This is a genomic window from Coleofasciculus sp. F4-SAH-05 (assembly GCF_040222985.1).
In the GTDB taxonomy this organism is placed as follows: Bacteria; Cyanobacteriota; Cyanobacteriia; order Cyanobacteriales; family Coleofasciculaceae; genus Coleofasciculus; species Coleofasciculus chthonoplastes.
This window is the reverse complement of record NZ_JAVKBY010000043.1, coordinates 1-6,825: the sequence shown is the minus strand read 5'-3', so window position 1 is coordinate 6,825 and position 6,825 is coordinate 1. Positions and strand designations below refer to the sequence as shown.

Annotated in this window: 7 protein-coding genes and 1 pseudogene; 2 read left to right on the top strand and 6 right to left on the bottom strand. The window is 46.5% G+C overall.

The genetic code is table 11. The features are described 5' to 3' along the window. The 6 genes and pseudogenes from RIG27_RS04635 to RIG27_RS04610 all read right to left on the bottom strand — a co-directional run. Positions 1-141: element excision factor XisI family protein (locus RIG27_RS04635; protein WP_446342892.1), on the bottom strand; the 141-nt coding region annotated here is incomplete at its 3' end. Beyond that, positions 129-545 (bottom strand): XisH family protein, encoded by a 417-nt coding sequence (locus RIG27_RS04630; RefSeq protein ID WP_446342890.1) that lies wholly within the window; start codon positions 543-545, stop codon positions 129-131. The genes RIG27_RS04630 and RIG27_RS04635, both read right to left, overlap by 13 nt. 127 nt (positions 546-672) lie before the next feature. Next, a complete protein-coding gene (locus tag RIG27_RS04625; protein ID WP_446342888.1) occupies positions 673-1,944 on the bottom strand; it encodes a GUN4 domain-containing protein in 1,272 nt (423 codons plus the stop codon). 704 nt (positions 1,945-2,648) lie between these two features. Further along, positions 2,649-2,999 (bottom strand): annotated as a pseudogene (locus RIG27_RS04620) (DUF433 domain-containing protein). A gap of 43 nt (positions 3,000-3,042) precedes the next feature. Then, positions 3,043-3,303, bottom strand: coding sequence for a hypothetical protein (locus RIG27_RS04615; RefSeq protein WP_446342886.1), 261 nt, complete (start codon positions 3,301-3,303; stop codon positions 3,043-3,045). Between the two features lie 82 nt (positions 3,304-3,385). Then, the gene (locus RIG27_RS04610; RefSeq protein ID WP_446342884.1) at positions 3,386-4,399 is read right to left on the bottom strand and encodes a serine/threonine protein kinase; all 1,014 of its coding nucleotides are present in this window, start codon (positions 4,397-4,399) and stop codon (positions 3,386-3,388) included. Here RIG27_RS04610 and RIG27_RS04605 point away from each other — a divergent pair. Next, complete coding sequence (locus RIG27_RS04605; protein ID WP_446342882.1) at positions 4,362-4,535, top strand: hypothetical protein; 174 nt, start codon at positions 4,362-4,364, stop codon at positions 4,533-4,535. The two genes, RIG27_RS04610 and RIG27_RS04605, sit on opposite strands and share 38 nt — an antisense overlap. A gap of 539 nt (positions 4,536-5,074) precedes the next feature. Beyond that, on the top strand, positions 5,075-6,562 hold the full coding sequence (gene gltD / locus RIG27_RS04600; RefSeq protein ID WP_446342880.1) for a glutamate synthase small subunit: 1,488 nt from the start codon (positions 5,075-5,077) through the stop codon (positions 6,560-6,562). The last annotated feature ends 263 nt before the right edge of the window (positions 6,563-6,825 follow it).

Genomic DNA, 6,825 nt, shown 5'->3' with positions numbered 1-6,825 from the left:
ACCCACACTCACCACTTGGTAATGGTTGCGTTCAGTATCAAAAATTGTTTGTACTTCAATCTGTACGTTTATCGGTTTATAGCTGCCATATTTGGTTAAGACTTGCTGGACAGCTTGGCGATATTGTTCTAGTTTATCCATTGCACAATTGTCTCCAAAACTGGGTTATAGACCATAATTTTAATTTGATTCGTTTGTACGACTAACTGAGCCAACTCTTGCACTTTAAAAAAATCATCATAGATAAGTTGTGGTACAGCGAGATAGAGAACTCTCTCCGGCTCAACCACTCTGAGGACATCTCGGTAACTAATGAATTGTCCAATCGCTCTGTGAAATTCAGTAACCGCAGACTGTCCTAGAAAACTCTTAATTTCAATGGCTATTTTCTGTCCATTTTGCTCTGCGCCGATAACCTGTTCTGCGCCTAAATCAATATACAAGTCAAGCTTGCCAAACTTAATCTGTAGCGGATCAGCCGTGATTATCCAGCCTTCTTTTTGTAGTGCCACTTTTACTGCGTTATGAAAGGCATCTCTAGCCATACATTTGATTGAATTACTGTTGCTTTTGGGTTAGGGCGGTGTCAGGTATGGTCAACGTAGAACCCGCAAGACTTCGTGGATTTTGCCTCTGTTGTAAATGGTTACAATTTGCTGAAACCTTTATATGTTACATTTTACAAGTCTCGACGCGAGAGAAGAGAACAGCACTCAAACCCAAAACACACAAATCCCACAACGGGAGATGTCCCTGGGGGGCATTTAGACTAAAAAGGTCTTTATGTATTATCCAATCATCTTTTTCACGCCAACCCACGGTATCACCAAACTTTTGATAGCCTGGTTGACCCCCTACACTTTGCCAAATTCGCTTTTGCACAGAAAAACCAAAGCGTCCATTGCTGTATTTTACCCAGAGACGGTCAATCGTTCGTAGGTCAGTACAAGGAAATTGGTCTATATCTTCTCTTTCAACATCCAACCAGCTTTCTTTGCCAATCACAGCCAGCATTTTATCTGCCGTTTCTCTATCCGCTTCTTTCCATTCTCCAGCAGCTAATAAATCTCGCAGTCGGCGGTAATCGATACCACATTCTGAACTCAACTCCTCATCCAAATTCTCAGGAATCAATAACCGCAACCATTCCAACACTGATTGAGGACGATTTTCCGGTTGCAGTTCCATCCCTGTCAAAATCCCTTGATTCACCCTATCACTCACATTTGAATTCAGCGCCTGTGGCGGTTGCAACGAATCCCGCACCACTCGCATAAAAGTAGGTGGTGGTACTTTTGTCGTCAATAAACAATACAGCGTCGCCGCTAACCCATACACATCCGTATATTCTCCCCGATGTGCCTGTTCATCATACTGTTCAAGGGGAGCAAAACCGGGTGTGACATGAACACTATGAGTTTGGGTGAGATTAGGGATAAATTCTCTAGCAATGCCAAAATCAATGAGTACCGCTTCTGATACACCAGAACGCACCATAATATTGTGCGGTTTTAAATCCCGATGCAATAAGCCTTTGTCATGAACCAGCGTCAGCGCTTCCCCAATCTGCTGGATATAACCTAATGCTTCAGCTTCCGACAAAGGACTGCGATTTCTCACCCGCCGCCATAAGTCTTCTCCCTGGATATATTCCATGGCAATACAGGGAAGGGATTGTTCATGGAAGACATTTTCAATCTGTACAATATGCGGGTGTCTACACACGGCTAATCGGGTAGCTTCCCTCTCAAAATCTCGCTGGTATTTATCGCGAAAATCGATAAAGTCGGGATTCGTCATCACTTCGTCTTTCAATGTTTTGATGACGAGGGGGTTGCCTTTTTTGTCTTTTGCCAGGTAGGTGATGCCAAAGCCACCTTGACCGAGTTTTCGTTCAATGACGTAGCGACGACCGTGTAATTTTTGTCCCTTGACCCAGACCATTGATGATTTTTGCGATAATCCTGTCTTGATTGTGCCACAATCGGTGGATGGAATCAGGATGTTTGTCGATGAGTGGTGTCATTGTTAAGAACCCCCTCACCCCCAACCCCTCTCCCACGCTGGGGAGAGGGGAGTAAGATAAGATATAGCCAGCTACATTTTTTATTATTAATACTTCCGGTTACCCTTCTCCCTCGATGGGAGAAGGGGTTAGGGGAAGAGGGTAAAAATTATCACCATGGAGATACAGTTTTCTAATGTTTATCTGTATTGATTTTGTCACAATCGGTAGCTGAAATCAGGATGTTTGTTGATTAGGGGTGTCATCGTTTAGCTATAACCCCCTCACCCCCAACCCCTCTCCCACGCTGGGGAGAGGGGAGTAAGAGAAGATATAGCCAGCTACATTTTTTATCATTAATAATTCCGGTTCCCCTTCTCCCTCGATGGGAGAAGGGGTTAGGGGAAGAGGGTGAAAATTATCACCATGGAGATACAGTTTTCTAATGTTTATCTGTATTGATTTTGTCACAATCTGTGGATGGCATCAGGATATCTGTCGATGAGTGGTGTCATTGTTAAGAACCCCCTCACCCCCAACCCCTCTCCCACGCCGGGGAGAGGGGAGCAAGAGAAGACATAGCCAGCTACATTTTTGAGCATTAATAATTCCGGTTCCCCTTCTCCCTCGATGGGAGAAGGGGTTAGGGGAAGAGGGTGAAATCAGAATATTTTTGCTGAACTTCTGCCTCTGCTTTCAATTGGCTAAATCTCTGCTGTGCCGGAGAAGGATTCTGTTTTTGCTCGTCTCGCTGTTGACGGCAAAATGCTAACCAATCTGCCAAGTAAGCACTCACTTCTTCGGTGTTGTGTAGGTAGTAAAGAATCGTCGCATAAACCTGTTCTAGGGTAATACTTTCAAATTATTTGGTAATTTTTTCAGGTGTTTTAGCCCGGTAAATATACTCGTAAATAACGCTTTCAATCCCGATGCGACTGTCCTGAATGCGGATATCATCAGGAGCAATAAAATTGAAATAGTCTCGAATTTGCATAGCAAGTTGCTTTTAACATTACGGAGAATTATTTTCTAGGAATTTAGTGTAAAGGAGTGCTTTGTTCACAGTTCTGATTGAGAGGATGTGCAGCGCGATCGCGCATAATCTCTTCTAGTATCTCATCAACAACGTCAGGTTCATCAGCAAACATTCCTATTATCCGGTCTTGTGCCGATTCTTTAACAGCCAGCTTGTTAATGGCTTCTGTAATCAGTTCAGATAGATTACAACGGCGCGATTCGGCTAACCATTGCGCCAGATCGAGGGTCTTTTTATCGAGTTTAAGTTCTAGTGTCTCCATTCGCTTTTTATTTTGAGGTTACCGTATAGTTTGATCATGCCATAACCGAGTTCCTTGTTCCCTCCCCTTGGCAATGGGAGAGTTAGGGAGGGGTCAGATCAAGGTATCGTGTTTCTGGCTGAATCTGCTGTGAGGTTGGCGTAATCTCAGGTGTGGGTTCTGGTGGTGGTGCTGAGGGCGGCTTGAGGGCTAAAAACCCAGCAATCATACTTAAAATCCCAGCAATTGTGCCAATAATCGTTAACCACATTGTCAAATCCCAATTGCGCCAAGGTTGGGGAATTTGAGGCATAACCCCCAATAAATCCAACCATTCCGGCATGGTTTGGGGGCGTTCTTCGGGGGCTAACGCCATCCCTCGGAGAATCGCCTGATTTGTGCGATCGCTCATTTGGGGATTCACCTCTTGAGGTGGCTTTAATTTAGCCCTTGCCAAACTGCGATCGCGGACACTGGGCGGTTTTTCTCCGGTTAATAATTGATACAATGTGGCGGCTAAGGAATACACATCCGTATAAGCGCCGCGTTCGGCATCCACATGATATAATTCCAGGGGTGTAAACCCATCGGCGGTTGTCGGATTAATTGTCGTCAACGGGTGATCAAATCCCACCGCTAACCCAAAATCAATTAACACCGCCTCCCGTTTCCCCTGACGCATGATAATATTCGCAGGTCGAACATCCCGATGCACCAAGTTATTCTCATGCACCACCATCAGCGCTGACCCAATTTGGCGAATATAGTGTAATGCTTCTTTTTCTGTCAGTCGGTTGGCACGGGTTAAATCTTGCCCCTGAATATACTCCATGACAAGACAAACTTGATCACCCTCTTTAAACGAATCCTTAACCCGGACAATATGAGGGTGTTTGCACTGCGCCAACTTCACCGCCTCTTGCCACAACTTATCCTGAAGTCGATTAAGTTCCGGTGGAGTAAGCTGATTGAGTAACGTATCACTCAGGGTTTTCACCACACAGCGTTGGGACGTGCGATCGCGGGCTAAATAGGTTATCCCAAACCGTCCTGATCCTAACTCCTTCTCAATCGTATATTTGCCACGTTGCAACTGCTGTCCCGCCGACCAAGCCATTGCCGATTATCTCAAATACTGCCTTGATTGTGGCATAAGTTATTTGTCATTTGTCATTTGTCATTTGTCATTTGTCATTTGTCATTTGTCATTTGTCATTTGTCATTTGTCATTTGTCATTTGTCATTTGTCATAAGTAGGTGGACACAATTAAAGTTATTAACCCGTTTTAACGGGACGCGAGCTCTTAGCCCGTAGACGCGGAGCGGCTTCTCTTCGAGTATTTTAATTCAGGGCTGACTAACTTCCGACACCTTCCGACACCAACGAAACGGGGTTGCTTTATAAAAAAATGTGAAAATATGAAACCCTAGAAGCAATTATTTTGTATCCTATCTCTAGCCGTCTTCAATCAGAACCTAAACCTTAATGAATCCTAGCCACTGAACCGCAGCCAATCTAACCTTTTATTAAACTCAACCTCGCATTTAAACGCCAAAATGATTGACAAAATGTAACAAATACTACAAAATATCTCTGATTTTGACTTTTGACTTGGTACAGATGCTGCTTTTAACGTCTCTAGACAGTCTTCCATCCGCTTAATTGGTCACCGATCACCGTAAATGACCGATTGGTGAGGATTTGCCGCCAAAATAGTCTAGGGACTGCATCACCATCGCCGAATGACACCTTAGCCACAACTATACCCTACTCTAAACTTGAGGCATCACTATGGGAAAACCAACCGGCTTTATCGAATATCTCCGCGAATTGCCCTCAGAACTGCAACCCGACAGTCGCATTGGCAACTGGGATGAGTTCCATCTGCCCATGCCAGAGGAAAAACTCCAAACTCAGGCGGCGCGGTGTATGGACTGCGGCACGCCATTTTGCCATACCGGAACCATGATCAAGGGTATGGCAAGCGGTTGCCCAATCAACAACCTAATCCCAGAGTGGAACGACCTAATTTATCGGGGTCGATGGCGCGAGGCACTCGATCGCTTGCACAAAACCAACAACTTCCCCGAATTCACCGGTCGTGTCTGTCCAGCGCCCTGTGAGGGTTCCTGTGTCTTGGGTATCCATAACCCCCCCGTGACCATCAAAAATATCGAATGTTCGATTATTGACAAAGGCTGGGAGGAAGGCTGGGTCGAACCCGAACCCCCAACCAAGCGCACCGGGAAAAAAGTCGCGATTGTGGGGTCTGGACCGGCTGGACTCTGTGCGGCTGCCCAACTCAATAAAGCCGGTCATTGGATCACCGTATTTGAACGGGCAGATCGTCCCGGCGGCTTACTCATGTATGGCATCCCCAACATGAAACTGGACAAAAAGCAAGTCGTTCAGCGTCGCCTTGACCAGCTTGAACAAGAAGGGGTTAAGTTTATCTGCAACACCGAGGTGGGCAAAGACTTCCCCACCGAGAATCTAGTCAAAGAATTTGACGCCGTAGTCCTTTGCACGGGCGCGACCAAGCCACGGGACTTACCCATCGAAGGACGGGAGTTAAAGGGTATCCACTTCGCCATGGATTTCCTGACTGCCAATACCAAAGCCATTTTAGATAACAGCAAAAACGGCAACTTTATCTCCGCCGAAGGCAAAGATGTGGTGATTATCGGCGGCGGTGATACGGGAACCGACTGCGTTGGTACGTCCCTGCGCCACGGGTGCAAGAGTCTGGTGCAACTAGAAATCATGCCCCAACCGCCCCTAGAACGCGCCCCCGACAACCCCTGGCCCGAGTGGCCCAAGATTTATCGCCTGGATTATGGGCAGGAAGAAGCGGCGGCGAAGTTTGGCGCTGATCCCCGTTCCTATCTCACCACCGCGACTAAGTTTGAGGGGGATGACGCGGGAAATGTGAAAGCGGTGCATACGGTGCAAATTGAGTGGCAGAAAAACGACCAAGGTCGATTTATTCCCAGTCCGGTTCCGGGTACAGAAAAAGTGATTCCCGCCCAGCTTGTCCTCTTAGCTATGGGTTTCCTGGGACCAGAACAACCCCTGCTGGATGCCTTGGGCTTAGAACGTAATGCCCGGAGTAATATAAAAGCCGAGTATGGGAACTATGCCACCAGCATTCCCGGTGTCTTTGCCGCCGGAGACTGTCGCCGGGGTCAAAGTTTGGTGGTTTGGGCATTCAACGAAGGACGAGGTGCTGCCCGTGAGTGCGATCGCTACCTGATGGGGAGTACAGATTTGCCAGGTTAATGCTAGAAGGTTTCAGACGTGCCAAAATGCGTCTTTATCGGTGGGGAGGGCGGGTTTTGTTGTTCATTTAGCTTTCTTAGCCGGAAGCCCAACACCATACCTGAGTGCAGGTTGGTGTTGGGATGGATAGGCGGTCAATACAGCTTGAATATACTACCTTAGTAAGATACAGGTTAATCAAATAAAGCTAATCGCTTCCTGTATATTGAACCAAGACAACCTGGCATAGCGGGTTCCGTCCAGAAACAGGCTACACGTAGTCG